The 14,549-nt window shown below is 61.2% G+C and carries 13 protein-coding genes; 5 read left to right on the top strand and 8 right to left on the bottom strand.

What is annotated here, in order from left to right; translation table 11 throughout:
• Positions 1 to 44: 44 nt before the first annotated feature.
• Positions 45 to 1,556, bottom strand: coding sequence for an efflux transporter outer membrane subunit (locus tag B7L09_RS12180; protein ID WP_094469024.1), 1,512 nt, complete (start codon positions 1,554 to 1,556; stop codon positions 45 to 47).
• Positions 1,557 to 1,831: 275 nt separating this feature from the next.
• Here B7L09_RS12180 and B7L09_RS12185 point away from each other — a divergent pair, with 275 nt between their 5' ends.
• The 4 genes from B7L09_RS12185 (at position 1,832) to B7L09_RS12205 (ending at position 5,941) form a co-directional block, all read left to right on the top strand.
• Positions 1,832 to 2,800, top strand: a complete 969-nt coding sequence (locus B7L09_RS12185) for a LysR family transcriptional regulator (RefSeq protein WP_094469025.1) — start codon at positions 1,832 to 1,834, stop codon at positions 2,798 to 2,800.
• Positions 2,801 to 3,124: 324 nt separating this feature from the next.
• The gene (locus B7L09_RS12190; protein ID WP_094469026.1) at positions 3,125 to 3,490 is read left to right on the top strand and encodes a DUF6124 family protein; all 366 of its coding nucleotides are present in this window, start codon (positions 3,125 to 3,127) and stop codon (positions 3,488 to 3,490) included.
• 824 nt (positions 3,491 to 4,314) lie between these two features.
• Positions 4,315 to 5,289 (top strand): 2-hydroxyacid dehydrogenase, encoded by a 975-nt coding sequence (locus tag B7L09_RS12200; protein WP_094469027.1) that lies wholly within the window; start codon positions 4,315 to 4,317, stop codon positions 5,287 to 5,289.
• Positions 5,290 to 5,431: 142 nt separating this feature from the next.
• Positions 5,432 to 5,941, top strand: coding sequence for a DUF2165 family protein (locus B7L09_RS12205; protein WP_094469028.1), 510 nt, complete (start codon positions 5,432 to 5,434; stop codon positions 5,939 to 5,941).
• 22 nt (positions 5,942 to 5,963) lie between these two features.
• Here the strand turns inward: B7L09_RS12205 and B7L09_RS12210 are convergent, their stop codons facing one another.
• Positions 5,964 to 6,866, bottom strand: coding sequence for a DMT family transporter (locus B7L09_RS12210; RefSeq protein ID WP_094469029.1), 903 nt, complete (start codon positions 6,864 to 6,866; stop codon positions 5,964 to 5,966).
• 138 nt (positions 6,867 to 7,004) lie between these two features.
• Between B7L09_RS12210 and B7L09_RS12215 the strand changes: the two genes are divergently transcribed.
• Entirely contained in the window at positions 7,005 to 7,880 is an 876-nt protein-coding gene (locus B7L09_RS12215; protein WP_094469030.1) for a helix-turn-helix domain-containing protein, read from the top strand.
• 118 nt (positions 7,881 to 7,998) lie between these two features.
• On the opposite strand, the gene B7L09_RS12220 is transcribed toward B7L09_RS12215, so the two are convergent.
• The 6 genes from B7L09_RS12220 to B7L09_RS12245 form a co-directional block, all read right to left on the bottom strand.
• Positions 7,999 to 10,428, bottom strand: a complete 2,430-nt coding sequence (locus B7L09_RS12220; RefSeq protein ID WP_094469031.1) for a TonB-dependent siderophore receptor — start codon at positions 10,426 to 10,428, stop codon at positions 7,999 to 8,001.
• 225 nt (positions 10,429 to 10,653) lie between these two features.
• Positions 10,654 to 11,640, bottom strand: coding sequence for a FecR family protein (locus tag B7L09_RS12225; protein ID WP_094469032.1), 987 nt, complete (start codon positions 11,638 to 11,640; stop codon positions 10,654 to 10,656).
• Positions 11,641 to 12,204 carry an RNA polymerase sigma factor gene (locus B7L09_RS12230; RefSeq protein ID WP_094469033.1) on the bottom strand — a complete coding sequence of 188 codons (564 nt, stop codon included), beginning with the start codon at positions 12,202 to 12,204 and terminating at the stop codon, positions 11,641 to 11,643.
• Complete coding sequence (locus tag B7L09_RS12235) at positions 12,204 to 12,527, bottom strand: DUF3325 domain-containing protein (protein WP_094469034.1); 324 nt, start codon at positions 12,525 to 12,527, stop codon at positions 12,204 to 12,206. Before B7L09_RS12235 ends, B7L09_RS12230 begins: the two co-directional genes overlap by 1 nt.
• Complete coding sequence (locus tag B7L09_RS12240) at positions 12,528 to 14,108, bottom strand: PepSY-associated TM helix domain-containing protein (RefSeq protein WP_094469035.1); 1,581 nt, start codon at positions 14,106 to 14,108, stop codon at positions 12,528 to 12,530.
• Positions 14,105 to 14,410, bottom strand: coding sequence for a DUF3649 domain-containing protein (locus B7L09_RS12245; RefSeq protein WP_094469036.1), 306 nt, complete (start codon positions 14,408 to 14,410; stop codon positions 14,105 to 14,107). The genes B7L09_RS12240 and B7L09_RS12245 overlap by 4 nt, the downstream gene beginning before the upstream one ends.
• Positions 14,411 to 14,549 lie beyond the last annotated feature (139 nt).

Here is a 14,549-nt window from a genome sequence, read left to right on the forward strand (position 1 = left end):
CAAGCTCCCTCGCCACAAATGCGGATGAACCTGGAACATCGTGTTCAATTCGAGAGGCTCTTTAAAAGGGCCGGGGTTTTCGGCGCCTGGGTCTGGCTGTCCGTCGGCACATCGGTCCCCGCCCCCAGCCCGCCACCCAGGGCGGTCACCAGTTCGGCATGGGCACTCAGGCGCGCGGCCTGCACCTGTTGCTCCACCTGTTGCTGGCGGAACAGCAGGGTCTGCGCATTGAGCACGTTCAGGTAATCGGTGAGCCCGCGCTGATACGCGACCATCGCGATGTCATAAGTCTTCTGCGCAGTGGCCACCGACTCGGCGGCGAAGGTTTGCTGCTTGTCCATGGACTCGCGGCGGATCAACTGGTCGCTGATGCCCTTGAGCGCATTGACCAGAGTCTGGTTGTACTTGGCCACGGCGATGTCATAACCGGCGCTGGCCTCGCCCAACTGCGCGCGCAAACGGCCGCCGTCGAAGATCGGCAACGAGATCGCCGGGCCGACGCTGTAGTTGAGTTTCTTGCCGGTCAAAAACTCCAGCGCCCCACCGCCGGTGGCCATGTAGCCGAGGCTGCCGACCAGATCGACGTTGGGGTAGAAACCGGCATGGGCCACATCAATGCCTCGGGCCTGGGCGGCGACTTGCCAGCGACTGGCGACCACGTCCGGGCGTTGACCGAGCAATTGTGCGGGCAGCGCCGACGGCAGTTTCAGCCGCGCGGCCAATGACAATGTGGGTCGTTGCAACTGCCCGCCATCGCCCGGGCCTTTCCCGGCGAGGGCCGCCAGCTGGTTATGGCTCAGGGCGATTTCTTCGTCCAAGGCATCGAGTTGGCGATGGGTTTCCGGCAACGGCGTTTCAGCCTGGCTGACCTCGAAATGGGTGCCGATGCCGCCGTTCAGGCGTTTTTGCGCCAGATCGAGAATTTGCTGCTGCTGTTTCAGGGTCGCCTCGACAATGTCCCGCTGCGCGTAGTGCAACGACAGTTCGATGTAGGCGCGCACGATGTTGTTTTGCAATTCGAGCTGGGCCTGGCGCGCTTCGGCAGCGCTCATATGGGCCAGGTCCACGGCGCGCTCGGTGGCGTTGCTTTCGCGGCCCCAGAGGTCCAGGGCGTAGCTGAAACCCAGCGCGGCGTTGTTGTCCCAGGTGGTCGTGTTGGCCAACTCGCCCGGCCCGTAGAACTGATCCTTCGGCCAATTGTGGCGCTTGAGGGTAGTGTCACTGTTGATCTGCAACGACTCGGCCGACTCGGCAATCCCGGCCATGGCCCGCGCTTCACGCACCCGCGCGGCGGCCATGGCCATGGTCGGGCTGCCTTGCACGGCAAGTTCCACCCAGCGGTTCAGTTGCGGGTCGCCATAGGCCTGCCACCATTGCGCGGTGGGCCAGTGAGCGTCCTGCGCGGCGCTCTGGATGGCGTCGTCGGTGGCCAGTGAATCGGCCTCCAGTGCCTTGCCCTGCGGGGCAATTCCTCCGGTTCCGATGCAGCCGCTGAGGGTCAGGGATAAAGCCAGAACACTGAGCGTCTGAAGCGCTCTGTTGATGCGACGCGGCACTGCTGAAAATTCCTGAGGTGGGAGAGGCCCCCTGTAGGAGGTGGGCGCAATTCTAGGGGTGGGTCTTAGTGGCGATAAGCTGCGGCACTGCTGAAAATTCCTGAGGTGGGAGAGGCCCCCTGTAGGAGGTGGGCGCAATTCTAGGGGTGGGTCTTAGTGGCGATAAGCTGGGAATCCTGTGAATCTTTGTTACCGTTAACGCGATAATCCCTTGGTCGGGGTCTCAGTCTCTGAAACCTTGTGTCACAATTTGCTATCTCCCCTGAGAACACTCCATGGACACTTTGCAAAACATGCGCGCTTTCAGTTGCGTGGCCGAAGCCGGCAGCTTCACCGCCGCCGCCGTGCAACTGGACACCACCACCGCCAACGTCTCGCGCGCGGTCTCCAACCTTGAGGCCCATCTGCAAACCCGCTTGCTCAACCGCACCACCCGTCGCATTGCACTGACCGAAGCCGGTAAACGTTACTTGCTGCGCTGCGAACAGATCCTCGCCTATGTCGAGGAGGCCGAGGCCGAAGCCAGCGACGCCCACGCGCGCCCTGCCGGGCAGTTGAAAGTGCACACCATGACCGGTATCGGCCAGCATTTCGTGATTGACGCAATTGCCCGCTACCGCCGCACCCACCCCGACGTGACCTTCGACCTGACCCTGGCCAACCGCGTGCCGGACCTGCTCGACGAGGGCTACGACGTGTCCATCGTGCTGGCCAGCGAGCTGCCGGATTCGGGCTTCGTGTCCCAGCGCCTGGGCATCACCTACAGCATCGCGTGCGCCTCGCCGGACTACGTCAAGGCCAAAGGCTGCGCACACAAACCCAGCGACTTGCTCAACCACGCGTGCCTGCGCTTGGTGAGCCCGGTGATCCCGCTGGAGAAATGGACCTTCGACGGCCCGGAAGGCCAGGAAATGGTCACCATCAACAGCTCGCCGTTCCTGGTCAACTCGGCCGATGCGATGAAAACCGCGATCACCAGCGGCATGGGCGTTGGCCTGTTGCCGGTGTATGCGGCCATTGAAGGCCTGCGCAACGGCACACTGGTGCGCGTGATGCCCACCTATCGCTCGCAAGAGCTGAACCTGTACGCCATCTACCCGTCACGCCAGTACCTGGATGCGAAGATCAAGACCTGGGTGGAATACCTGCGCGGTTCGTTGCCGGAGATTCTGGCGGCGCATCAGGCGGAGTTGGTGGCGTATGAATTGAGTGGCAGCCTCAGCGGCGCTCGCCTGGCGAACTGATTTCACGGTCCTACAGACGCGGTGATTTTGGGGAATGTTTCCGACGGGTTCTGTCGGTTGTTGGGTCAGACGGGAAATGGGTAGGCTTTGTGGGTCGCTGGCATTTCAGCGATCGGGTCTGGAAAACCCGAAGAAGGATCAATGCACATGACATAATGCGGCGCTTTTTCAGCACCGCGATCTGAGTTATGGCGGCTGTGCGTGGGAGACCTCCGGGTCTGCCGGGTTTGATCCTTTCTCGGTTTTTCCAGTCCGCGTACAGCTGCCACCCCTTCGTCTGGAAAACGAAAAGTGGCAGCTCCTCGACTCTAAGGATCTTTGCCAATGATTAAAGAAACTCCGAATCCCCCGGGAACAGACGACGTTTCCCCGTACGAATCCCTCGATTCCAAAAAACTCAACGAAGCCGCCGAGCGCGCGCTGGATCACTACCTCAACCCCGCGGCCCTCAAATCCCCTGCAATGCGCAAACCCAGCACCATGTTTTTGATCGCACCGGACATCAAAGACGAAGACCTGCTGGCCCACACCTGCGAGTCATTGGCCCAGGCCAGCGTGATGGCGAGCGACTTCGCGGACTATCTGGAAGGCCCGCATCGGCACAAGGCGATGGCCATTCAACAGATCGTCATGCTGGCCGAACTGGCCGCAAACCGGATGCTGGATAACGTCGCCATACCAAAACCTTAGCCGCACGGCTGATCCCCCTGTGGGAGCGAGCCTGCTCACGATTGCGGTCTGACATCTGGCATTGATGTTGGCAGACACTCCGCCATCGCGAGCAGGCTCACTCCCACAATAGAATTGGGTGCACCCGCAAATTGCAGGTCGGCTGTCAGGCCGCCTTCGCAGGCAAGCCAGCTCCCACAGGGAATGGCGTACACCCGCAAATTGCAGGTCGGCTGTCAGGCCGCCTTCGCAGGCAAGCCAGCTCCCACAGGGAATGGCGTACACCCGCAAATTGCAGGTCGGCTGTCAGGCCGCCATCGCTGGCAAGCCAGCTCCTACAAAAACAGATCGGCGCACACGCCCGCTTCTCACCACTCATCAGGCCGAGCGTTAGCTCGCCTGCTCTTGATCTTGATCCACCCGCCCCGTCGGGAGGCTGAGTGGAGGTGTTCATCCGGGGAGTGGCGCGTAGCGCCGTTCGACGCAGTCGAACACGCTGCATGTAGGTCGTCGCGAAGCAGACCGGAGGGCAGTGTCCCCGGATGGATACCGGAGCGAAGGAACGCCGAGCCCAGGCGAGGGGCCGGACGCTTGGGGCGAGCCTTTTTGGGTACTTTTTTGGCGCTTGTAAAAAAAGTGAGTCGCCGTAAGGGCGAAACCGCCAGCCGCCGTTACCGCAGGAATGGATATGCACCCGGTCAACCCCAACATGGTCGGCCCGAAGGCCGCCATCGCTATTCAGGCCAGCNNCACAAATCCCCGCAGTCACCCCGCCCACTCGCACAATGCTGGAAAAGAATGTTAGCGTGCTTGGCATTCACCAAGCCCCGACGAGCCCTCCTCCCATGAAAAAGACCGTCCTCGCCTTCAGCCGCGTCACCCCGCACATGNTCGAGCGCCTCAAGCAAGACTTCGACGTCATCGCGCCCGACCCCAAGCGCGGGGACATCAATGCTCAATTCAATGAAGCCCTGCCCCACGCCCACGGTTTGATCGGCGTGGGCCGCAAACTCGGGCGCGCACAACTGGAAAACGCCACCAACCTTGAAGTCGTCTCCAGCGTCTCCGTCGGCTACGACAACTACGATGTCGCCTACTTCAACGAACGCGGGATCATGCTGACCAATACCCCCGACGTACTCACCGAAAGCACCGCCGACCTGGCCTTCGCCTTGCTGATGAGCAGCGCGCGCCGTGTGGCCGAACTGGACGCCTGGACCAAGGCCGGCCAGTGGAAAGCCAGCGTCGGCGCGCCGCTGTTCGGCTGCGATGTACACGGCAAAACCCTGGGCATCGTCGGCATGGGCAACATCGGCGCGGCCATTGCCCGTCGCGGTCGCCTGGGCTTCAACATGCCAGTCATCTACAGCGGCAACAGCCGCAAGACCGAGCTGGAACAAGAACTCGGCGCGCAGTTCCGCAACCTTGACGAACTGCTGGCCGAAGCCGATTTCGTCTGCCTCGTCGTCCCGCTCAGCGAGAAAACCCGGCACTTGATCAGCCACCGCGAACTGGCCCTGATGAAGCCGAGCGCCATCCTGGTCAACATCGCCCGCGGTCCGGTCGTCGACGAGCCTGCCCTGATCGAAGCGCTGCAAAACAACCGCATTCGCGGCGCCGGGCTGGACGTCTACGAGAAAGAACCGCTGGCCGAGTCGCCGTTGTTCCAGCTGAAAAACGCGGTGACGTTGCCGCACATCGGCTCGGCCACGAATGAAACCCGTGAGGCCATGGCCAACCGCGCCCTGGACAACCTGCGCAGCGCACTGCTGGGCGAGCGGCCGCAAGATCTGGTCAATCCGCAAGTGTGGAAAGGCTAACTAAAACGGGCAAATACTTATCAAGTATCTGCCCGCTTCTTACATAACTTGCAATTCAGTCAACTCACTAAAAAAGTTCAAGCGCTATACACTCATCACTGCTTATTCGACTCACGAAAAATAGTGTTGGAGCACATTAAACTTGAACAGCCTAACCACCGACAAGATCATCAGATACAGCAAATTATCATTAATGGCTTATATAAGCTTTTTTGGCCTTTTGGTGATGTACAGCAACTTCACCGACTACGCATCCAACTATGAATACGTCGGCCACATCCTGAGCATGGACACCACAAGGGAAAACATTAAGCTGAACTACCGGGCAATCACCTCACCCATGCTCCACCACCGGATCTATTGGTTCATCATTACACTTGAAGTTATCTATACCGCCTTTTGCCTGGTCGGTGCCTATCACCTTTACCGAAACCTGAACGCGTCTGCCGACCTATTCCATGAGGCCAAAAAGTTCTCAATCATCGGATTATTGATCGCCATATTTGTCTACTACGTTTGTCTGCAAGTGATCGGCGTTGAATGGTTCAACATGGACGAATCACACACCTGGAATGCCAAGGACTGGGCCCGGCATATTGTCGACTTCATACTTCCGCTGCTGATATTCGTTGCGCTCAGGACCGAACGCTAAGCGCACTCGGCCCCCAACGCTTTCATGCGAGCTTGCCATTGCCTTGCGCTATCGGCGCCTTGGGTTTGCGGAACACCAGTACGTTGCCCAGCATCACCAACACCAACCCCACCAATGCCGGCGCGGTCCATTGATAGCCTTCGGCAAACGCCGAGACATTGAGCGCCACGACCGGGAACAGCACGGTGCAATAGGCCGCCCGCTCCGGGCCCATACGCCCGACCAGCGTCAAGTAAGCGGTGAAGCCAATGACCGAACCCGGAATCACCAGGTACAGCAGCGAGCCGATGTAACGCGCGTTCCATTCCATGTCGAACGGAATGTCCTTGAGCAGACACCACACCGACAACATCGCGGCGCCATACGCCATGCCCCAGGCGTTAGTGGTCAACGGTTTCAAACCGGCCTTCTGTTGCAGGCTGGAGAGCATATTGCCCGCCGAAAAACACATCGTGCCCAACAATGCCAAGCCCAGGCCGAGCAGGGTTTCCGGGCTGGCGGTGTGGCCGGCCAGTTCCGGCCAGAACAACAGGCCAAGCCCGGACAGGCCCAGCGCACCGCCCATCAAAACGTTGCGAGCGATTTTCTGGCCGAAGAACACCCGTGCATTGAGCGCATTCCACAACGTGGCCGTGGAGAACACCACCGCGACCAGGCCACTCGGAATCCACTGGCTGGCGGTGAGAAAGCACATGAAGTTGACGCAGAACAGGCACAGCCCCTGTGCCAGACAGATCAAATGCCCGCGACGGTTCATCACTTGCAGGCGTCGGCTGAGCAGCAACAGGACGAACAGCACCAGCGCCGCGAGGCCGAAGCGATAAACGATCGACACGGGAATGGCCACGACGCCCAGCTGCCATTTNAAGGCAATCCAAGTGGTGCCCCAGATCAGCACGGTCAGCAAGTACAACGACAGGTTCATGACAAAGGCTCCTCGATAGGAACTCAGTGTCCTGCGCCAAGCGTGGGCGCACTTGCATAAACTTGCGCTTTTGTCGTGGCAGAGGCTGGCAGCGCATGGTCTACGGAGTAGGATGCAAGGTGTTGGAGAGAAGCGATCATGCCCGCACTGGAAACCCTGCAAGTCTTTCAAGCCCTCAACCGCTCGCCCAACGCTCGCCTGGAAGCCTGCGCCGAGCTCGGTGACGGCTTGTCTGCGGCCTTGTGGAGCAACCATCACGACTCGCAGGATTACCAGGCGCCCAGCCATCACACCTTGTCCTGCTACATCGGCGGCGGCACCGGCACCTTTCGCCGCGACCAGCCGGGCACCAAGGGCGGCCCCGACAAGCTGTGCATCCTGCCGGCCGAACACCAGTCGGCCTGGGTGATCAACGGCGAGATCCGCCTGGCCCACGTGTATTTCAGCCCGGAACAATTCGCCCTCGGCTGCGTCACCCTGCTNGACCGCGAGCCACGCGAACTGCAATTGCGCGAAGCCACTTTCCTTGACGATCCAGCACAGGCCCGACGCTTTCGGCAGATGCTCACCCTCAACTGGGATGAGCCCGGCGAACGCCTGCTCACCAGCAGCCTGGCTCACGAAATGCTCAGTCACGTGTTGCTCGGCCAGGTCGGGATGCGTGAAGGCTTACGGTTAAAAGGTGGCTTGGCGGCGCATCAGCGGCGGCAGTTGGTGGAGTTCATCGACAATCAGTTGGCCGAGGCGATCAGCCTGGGGCAACTGGCGGCGTTGTGTGCGCTGTCGGAATATCACTTTGCGCGGATGTTTCGGGAGAGCTTTGGCTTGCCGCCGCATCAGTATGTGTTGGCGCGCAGAGTGAGCCGGGCGCGGGAGTTGTTGCGTTCGACCTCGCAGCCTTTGGGGGAGATTGCGCTGGCGTGCGGGTTTGCCAGCGCGAGTCATTTCACCAATCGGTTTCGGCAGGTTTTGGGGGGGACGCCTGGGGAGTATCGGCAGGCGTTTTTGCGTTAACTCCTAGATTTTCAGCGTCTTCGAAATCGCCATCGNGGTGTCGAACCTATCTTTTGTGAACGACACTATCCCTGTGGGAGCCGGGCTTGCCCGCGATGAACGATGACGCGGTCTGCGATCAGAATTCCAGTGTGCTGGACAACGAAATCTGCCGCGAATCCCCCATCGACACAAAGAACCGGCTCGCAGCCGAGGTGTAGTAGGTGCGGTCGAACAGGTTCTTCACATTGAGCTGGAACTTGACCTTCTGCCCTTCGATTTTGGTGTCGTAGGTGGCAAACGCATCCGCGACGGTGTAGCTCGGCAGGTCGAAATCGTTGACGGCGTTACCCGCCCGCTCGCCGACGTAACGCGCACCCGCGCCGACCCGCAGTTGATCGCCGCCGACAATGGTCCCGAAGTCATAGACCGCCGACAGCGAGCCGCTGTTCTTTGCGACGTTTTGCAGTTTTTTGCCCTTGTAGGTCGGGTCTTCGGTGACTTCGGCGTCGGTGTAGGCATAGCTGCCGATCATGCTCCAGCGGTCGCTGAGCTGGCCGCTCAAATCCACTTCCAGACCACGGGAGCGCACTTCGCCGGCGGCGCTGTAAATCGTCACCGGGCCTTCGGAGTTGGCCACCAGCACGTTGCGTTTCTTGATGTCGAACAGCGCGACGTTGCCGGTCACGCGCCCTGGCATATCAAGCTTGGCGCCGATTTCCCAGGACTTGGCTTCTTCCGGCGCGACGCTGCCGTCGAGCACGGTGCTGCTGCCGCTCAACGGCGCGATGGTCGAGTTGGGTTTGAACGATTCGGTGTAGCTGCCGTAGAACGACAGCTCATCGGTGAAGCGATAAACCAGACCGGCGCGCGGCACCCATTTCTGACCGTTGCTGTCGGTGTTGGCCTGAAACGGCACGCCCTTGCCGGCGTACTGGTCGTATTCCTGAAAGCGTGCGCCTGCGACGAAAATCCATTGATCGGTGAGGTGGATAGAGTCCTGCAGGAAGATCGAATCGCTGCGCAGCTCATCGGTCTGCGCACTGTCCGCCGGGCTGACCGTGGTGCCGGCGACTTCGCGACCGTAGACCGGATTGACGTAGCTGAAGGTGCTCAGGCTTTTCTGGCGGATCAGGTCTTCGCGGTAGATCTTGCGGTATTCGTCATCGACGCCGAACACCAGGTCGTGTTGCATACCCAACACGTTCACCTTGCCTTCGAGGCTGGCGGTGGTGAAACGGTCGGTGCTGATCGCGTTCTGAGTGCCGTCCATGCTGCGGGTCAGCGTGCCGCGTCGGGTGTCGATGGCGGTGACGCGCACCTGGCTGGCGTCGTAGGTTTCGCGGTTCCAGCTGTAGCCGAAGTGCGCNTTCCAGTTGTCATTGAGCTCGTGATCGGCCTCGAAGTGGTAGAGGTCCGAGCGGCCTTCCATGTTGTTGAAGGGCTCGTCCAGGCGTTCATTGCGCGAGATGTCCAACGGATGGTTGGTGCGCGGATCGATGACCGTGCCGCGGTCGAACGGGGTCAGGAACTCGCGGTGTTCGTAGGAGAAAAGCAGCTTGGTGCTTTCGCCGAACCAGGCCAGCGACGGCGCCACCAGCGTTTCGCGGTGGGTGCCGAAGTTGCGCCAGTAATCTTCGTCTTCGTGGTCCAGCACCATGCGGTAAGCGAAGCCGGAATCACCGAGCGCGCCGGTGCTGTCGAGGCNGCCGCCGCTGCCGTTTTTGCCGTTGCCGAACGTCGAGCCACGCGCGGTCAGGGAGGTGGATTGCACCAACTCGGGCTTTTTGCTGACGATATTCACCACGCCGCCCGGGTCCTGGATGCCGTACAGCAGCGACGACGGGCCCTTGAGCACTTCAACGCGCTCGGCGGTGGCGTTCAACGCGCGGCCCTGCACNACCGGCATGCCGTCCTGCATGATCGAGCCGTTACGGTTGTCGCCGAAACCGCGCAGCATCACCGCGTCCTGGGTGCTGGCCAAGGTGTTGGCCTGGGTGATGCCGCTGATATTGGCCAGTGCGTCATCCAAATTGCGCGGTGCCTGATCGCGAATGACCTGGGCCGGAATGACGTTGACGGTCTGCGGGATTTCCTGGAGCAAGGCCGACGAGCGCATCACCGAACTGGTGGGCGGCGGTTGATAGCTCATGGACTGATCGGCCACCGAGTTGATGGTGGTCGTGCCCAGATTCAACGTGCCGGCGCTGGGCAGCGGTTCAAGCACCAGGGTGTGAGCATCGCTACGGCGGAAGGTGAAGCCCGAACCGCTGAGCAAACGCTGCAGCGCCTGCTCGGCGCTCAACGGGCCATTGACCGCCGGGGCGCTGAGGCCGTAGGGCGCTTCGTCGGTGTAGATCACACTGATGCCGGTCACCCGGCTGAACTCGCTCAGGGCCTGGGGCAGCGGCTTGGCAGCGATGGCGAAGCTGAACTGCGTGCGCTGTTGCGTGGTGCCCGCCTCAGCGGCCGATGCGACGCTCGATGGCAGCAAGGCCAACGCCGACATACTCAGTGCAGAAGCACCCAACCACTGTTTGACCGAACCCGGTTTTGCCCTGGACTTCATTGCTCAATGACCTGTGTAGAACCTACGGGATGCGAATGACTCGCAGTTTCAGTCACTACACGGATGAGGGTCGGGTTTACCTCATCAAAATGTTGAAAATAATTTTTGGCCTTGAGGGATGTGGTGCCTGATCTGCCGCCATCGCGGGCAAGCCCGCTCCCACAGTGATCTGTGGCGTTCGCAAAACCTGTGGGAGCGGGCTTGCCCGCGATGGGGCCGGTAGCCTCACCGCAAAATGATCAGATGCCCCATCACCTTGGTCTGCTCAAACCCCAAAACGCCCTGCAACGAACTCAACACCGCCTGCGGGTCCTTGCTCGGAAAACTGCCACTGACCCGCCGCGTCGCCAATTCATCATTGAGCAGCACAATTCGCCCCAGGTAATAACGCCCCAGGTCTTGCACCACCTCGGCGAGCGTTGTCTTGTAGTAATTGAGCCAGCCCTGACGCCAGGCCAGTTGCGCTTCGCTGTCGACGGCGTGCAATTTTTCCGCCGCACCCTCGCCATACGCCACTTGCTGGCCGGCGGTCAGAATCTGCTGCTCGGCGTGCTTATCCGCTGTCACGCCGACCCGTCCGGACAGCACCGTGACCTGCGCACCATGGGGCTGCAAACGCACTTCGAACTGCGTGCCCAACACCCGCGCCTGACCCTTTTCAGCATCGACCACAAACGGATCGCCCGTGTGGGTCACGCTAAAAAATCCGGCACCGCGACGCAGCTGAACATGGCGCTCGCCGCGACTGAAATCCACAGCGATGGCGCTGTCGGCATCCAGCGTGACTTGCGACTGATCGGCCAGTGTCACGGTGCGAATTTCCCCCGGCGCAGACACATAGTCCGCCCCCAGATCATCGATCCAGCGCGTCGGCTGCCAACCCGCGCCGAGGCCGACCATCAGCACCAGGCACGCGGCCATGGCCAGCGCGCCGGACCAGCGCCGCACGCTAGTACGTCGGGATCGGTTCATTGCATTGAGGTAACCCTGCAAGGCGAAAGCGTCTTCATCGGCCAGGGTTCGCGCCGGCACTTCGCTCAATTCCCACAGCACTTGCGCCTGGGCGTAAGCCTCGGCGTGGGCGGGATCGGCCTGGAGCCAGCGGCTGAAAGTGAGTTGATCGCCGCTGCTCGGTTGGTCGTGCAACAGGCTCAGCCAGGCGAGCGCAGCCTGCTCCTGAGCGGGCGTCGGGGTGACGCGGTCGAGTGGAATTCACGGTGCTTTCCCTGGCGTGCGCGTTGGCGGTTCCTGCAGGCTGGCCTTGCAGGCTTCGAGGGCACGCATCATATGTTTTTCCACGGCACTTTGGGACAGCCCCATGGCCTTGGCGATCTGCGCATATTTGCGGCCATGGATGCGGTTGAGCAGAAAGATCTGCCGGGTACGTTCCGGCAACGCGCGCAACGCCGCTTCGACGTGACGCAGGTCGTTGCCCGCCTCCAGCGCCGCTTGTGGTTCGCTGCCCTGGCTGTCCGGTTGATCCGGCATCCAGCCTTCGTTGACCCGCACCCGCGTGCCTTCACTGCGCAAATGGTCGATGGCGATGTTGCCAGCGCAACGCAGNAGNTAGGTGCTGAGCTCTTCGACCTGCACCAACGGTCGACGCCAAAAGCGCAGAAACAGGTCTTGCACCAGGTCGGCNGCNGTCGCTCGGCAGCCGACACGCCGGCTCACCAGCGCTTCCATCTGCGAACGCTGGGACAGGAACACCTGAAGGAAATGCGCGCGGGCGCCGCGATGCTCTTCATCGTGTGATTCAGGTGGAGTGGTGATCATCACTGCGCAAACACGGCGACGGGGCTCGCGAGCAGGCTCAACCCGGCCAACGCCAAAGCCAGGCGCGGGCGATACGGCATCAACAACACCAACAGCAAGGCGCTGAGCATCAACACCGCAAACCACTCCACCAACCCGAGCCCCCAACCGGTTTTCGCCACCGCCGCCCATAACGAAACGGCCAGCAGCAACCAGCCGCTCAGCTTGAACGTTTTGCGTCGCCGGGCTGACGATTTGCGCCCCAGCAGTTCGGCGTGATGCCGATCCATCGATAAACACAGCGCGGTGAAACCGCCGTAGCAGAGCAGCAGGGCCAACAGCATTCAGTTCACCTTTTGCTCAAGCGTGATCGGTCGGGCACGGTCTTTGGCGACGCGAACGGTCTGCCCGGTGCGTTGCATTTTCCAGGCAGCCCAAGCCAGGAACAGGCCACTGCCCAGGCACGTCAAATCGAACCCGGCGAGCGTCCAGTCACCCTGCGACAGCGTCACGCCCAAGTGATACGGCGTGGTGAGCGCATTCAACAGTGGCACGCCGCAGAACAGCAACGCAGCCACGGCGAGTTGCTCGACCCATGCCGCGCGTCCACGGCGGATCACCGCATGAACCGCGCTCAAGCCCCAGACGATGAAGAAGCTGTTCACTTCCCAATCCGCCCTTGTGGCCATCTCCACCGGCAGCAACCGATTGGCCCAGAAGAACGCCGCCACCGCGACCACCAGCCCGGACATGCTGGCGATATTCAGCACTTCCACCAGCCGCAGTTCAAACGGCATCACCGAGGTTTTAGCGTGCTTGAGCTGACGCTTGCCGAGCCATATCACCAAGCCGGTGCCGATCATCGCCGTACCCGCCAGGCCACAGATAAAGTACAGCCAGCGCAGCACCGGGCCAGCGAAATGGCCCATGTGCAGGCCATAGAAACTGCCGGCGATGGCCATCGGCACCGGTTGCTGCGGCGTGGCGCTGAGTTGCTGGCCGGTCACGCCGTGGAAGGTCACCGCGCTGCTGGCGTCATAAATCACTCGGTCGGCGTCATCCCTTGAGACGACAATCGAGGCATTCGCATCCCCCGGATTGTTCACCGTCAGCCGTTCCGCCCGGCCGCCCGACCACTGCGCGCGCGCCCGCTCCAGCAGCGGCGCCATCGGTGCCAGTTCGGCCGGTTTGCCGGCAAGCTCGGGCGTGCTGGAGGCCGGGAACACCTCCGCGTAAAACGCGCGGGGATCGCCTTTGTACGAGGCCAGAATGCTCGCCGGCATCACCATCGNCATAAATATCACCAGGCTGCTGTAGGTGATCATCAGGTGAAACGGCAACACCAGCACACCTACCGCGTTATGCCCGTCAAGCCAGGAACGCTGGCCTTTGCGTGGGCGAAAGGTGAAGAAGTCCTTGAAGATTTTCTTGTGGGTGATGATGCCGGTGATTAACGCGACGAACATCACCATCGCGGCAATGGTCGACAGCCAACGGCCCCACGGGTAAGGCATTTGCAGCTGGAAGTGGAAACGATAGAAGAAGTCGCCGCCCATGGATTCGCGGCCCTGCACTTCACTGCCGGTTTGCGCGTCGAGCAGTTTCTCGGTGAATTGCCCGCGCTCGCCGGGTTTGGCCGGCGTCTGCTGCCAACGCACCGACAGGCCCGGTTCCCGAGCGCTCGGCAAGTCGATCAGCCAGCGCGAGGCACCGGCTGCGTGGTGCTGGAGGTAGTTTTGCGCCAGGGTCAGACTGGCTTCGGAGGTCACCGCACGCGCCGGTATCTCGGGCTGCATCCAGTGACTGATCTCGTCCTTGAAATAGGCGAGCGTGCCGGTCAGGAAAATCGCGAACAACAACCAACCAAAGGTCAACCCGGCCCAAGTGTGCAACCAGGCCATCGCCTGACGAAATCCCTCTTTCATGCGTGGCCCATCCAGTACGCCAACCCGGACACCGCTGCCAGCACCAGGCTCGCCACGATCAATCCGAACCAGGCTCGCCAGGCACTGCGACAGGCAAAACACCAGAACACCGCAATCAGATAGGCCAGAAACGAGCTCATCATCCCGGTCACCACGGCTTCGGCCCGGGCCATCGGCAACCAGGAGCTCAGGCTGATACTGGCCAGCGCCGCGACGATGTAGCCGCCCAACACCGCGGCCAGCACTCGTGAAGTGACGGCCAATCGATAAGAAGCGGGGAGCGTGCTGATTTTGCCTTTCATGTTTCGACCTTGAAACCGGGTGAGGCCGCGTGAAGATCACGGGCCAGCAAGCGCGCAATATTAATGATAAATATTCTCATACGCAAAACAGATCCGATTGCCGGGGGCTGTTGCGCACCAATACAATGCGAACAATTCT

The organism is Pseudomonas mandelii, assembly GCF_002251635.1.
Classification (GTDB): Bacteria; Pseudomonadota; Gammaproteobacteria; order Pseudomonadales; family Pseudomonadaceae; genus Aquipseudomonas; species Aquipseudomonas mandelii_B.

Bases quoted from the DNA above. Each gene is read 5' to 3' on its own strand.
- B7L09_RS12185 (WP_094469025.1), top strand. From the start codon at position 1,832: ATGGACACTTTGCAAAACATGCGCGCTTTCAGTTGCGTGGCCGAAGCC.
- B7L09_RS12190 (WP_094469026.1), top strand. From the start codon at position 3,125: ATGATTAAAGAAACTCCGAATCCCCCGGGAACAGACGACGTTTCCCCG.
- B7L09_RS12235 (WP_094469034.1), bottom strand. From the start codon at position 12,527: ATGCTGTTGGCCCTGCTGCTCTGCTACGGCGGTTTCACCGCGCTGTGT.
- B7L09_RS12245 (WP_094469036.1), bottom strand. From the start codon at position 14,410: ATGAAAGGCAAAATCAGCACGCTCCCCGCTTCTTATCGATTGGCCGTC.